This is a genomic window from uncultured Ruegeria sp. (assembly GCF_947504215.1).
GTDB lineage: Bacteria > Pseudomonadota > Alphaproteobacteria > Rhodobacterales > Rhodobacteraceae > Ruegeria.
In genome coordinates this window covers 1-1,779 of record NZ_CANNGO010000031.1, presented here as the reverse complement: position 1 = coordinate 1,779, position 1,779 = coordinate 1, and the positions used below count along the sequence as shown (strand labels likewise).

The following is a 1,779-nucleotide window of genomic DNA, read 5'->3' as shown; positions in this document are numbered from 1 at the left end:
CTACGCTTGTATTTGAGGTGTCATGTCGTTTGCGTTGACGCCTGCGACTGCGACGGGTTTTTTCATGGCGTCGCGGCGGAAAGGTTCGCCCAGTTCCTGGTTGATCATGGCTTCGATCAGCGTGGTGATGCCGTTCTTCTGGTCCGTGATTGCCTGGTTCAGGGCCGCGGTCAGCTCGTCCTGGGTGCGCGCGATGACGCCCTTCAGACCGCAGGCGTTGGCGATACCGGCATAAGAGACCTTGGTGTCCAGTTCCGTGCCCACGAAGTTGTCGTTGAACCACAGGGTCGAGTTGCGCTTTTCCGCGCCCCACTGGTAGTTGCGGAACACAATCTGGGTCACGGCGGGCCATTCCTGGCGGCCAATCGCAGTCAGCTCATTCACCGCAATGCCAAAGGCGCCGTCACCGGCAAAGCCCACAACCGGAACGTCCGGCTGACCGATCTTGGCGCCAACGATGGCTGGCAGACCATAGCCGCAAGGGCCGAACAGGCCAGGCGCCAGATATTTGCGGCCTTCGTCAAAGTCAGGATAGGCGTTGCCGATGGCACAGTTGTTGCCGATGTCGGACGAAATGATCGCCTCGCGCGGCAGGGCCTGCTGGATTGCGCGCCACGCCATGCGCGGGCTCATCCAGTCGGGTTTGGCGTCGCGCGCGCGCTGGTTCCAGCTGGTGCCCGGATCATCCTGCTCATGCGTCAGCGAGGTCAGTTCCTGTGCCCAGGCCGATTTCTTTTTCGCGATGTTGGCTTTGCGCTCTGCGCGGCCGGCATTGCCTGCCTCGTCAGACAGCTGGCGCTGGATGCCCTTGGCCACTTTGGCCGCGTCGCCGACGATCCCGACGGTGACCTTCTTGGTCAGGCCGATGCGGTCCGGGTTGATGTCCACCTGAATGATGGTGGCCTCTTCGGGCCAGTAATTCATGCCATATCCGGGCAGGGTCGAGAACGGGTTCAGACGGGTGCCAAGGGCCAGAACAACATCCGCCTCCTTGATCAGCTCCATCCCGGCTTTCGAGCCATTATAGCCCAGCGGGCCAGCAAACAGCGGGTGGTTGCCGGGGAAGGCGTCATTGTGCTGATAGCCAACGCAGACCGGTGCATCCAGACGCTCAGCCAGAGCCATCGAGGCATCGATGCCGCCCTCGGACAGAACCACGCCCGCGCCGTTCAGGATGACGGGGTTTTTGGCGTTCGACAGGATCTCGGCTGCTTTGGCCACCGAGTTCTCGCCACCGGGGCTGCGTTCAAACTCGACCGGATCGGGAATTTCGATGTCGACCACTTGCGTCCAGAAGTCGCGCGGGATGTTCAGCTGCGCAGGGCCGGACAGACGCTTGGCCTGGCTGATGACACGGGTCAGAACTTCGGCAACACGGGTCGGGTCGCGGACCTCTTCCTGATACGCCACCATGTCTTCGAACAGCTTCATCTGTTCAACTTCCTGGAAGCCACCCTGACCGATGGTCTTGTTCGCCGCCTGCGGCGTGACCAGCAGCAGCGGGGTGTGGTTCCAATACGCGGTCTTCACCGCGGTGACAAAATTGGTGATGCCCGGGCCGTTCTGCGCAATCATCATCGACATCTTGCCGGTGGCACGGGTGTAGCCATCCGCCATCATTCCAGCACTGCCTTCATGCGCACAGTCCCAGAACATGATCCCAGCTTGCGGGAACAAATCAGAAATCGGCATCATCGCAGAACCAATGATCCCAAACGCATGCTCAATCCCGTGCTTCTGCAAAACCTTAACAAAAGCCTCTTCCGTCGTCATCTTCAT

At 60.7% G+C, this 1,779-nt stretch carries 1 protein-coding gene; it reads right to left on the bottom strand.

The window, feature by feature from the left end; translation table 11 throughout:
• A partial coding sequence (xsc, locus tag Q1B21_RS22260) for a sulfoacetaldehyde acetyltransferase (RefSeq protein WP_299893254.1) occupies window positions 1–1,779 on the bottom strand: 1,779 nt, incomplete at its 5' end.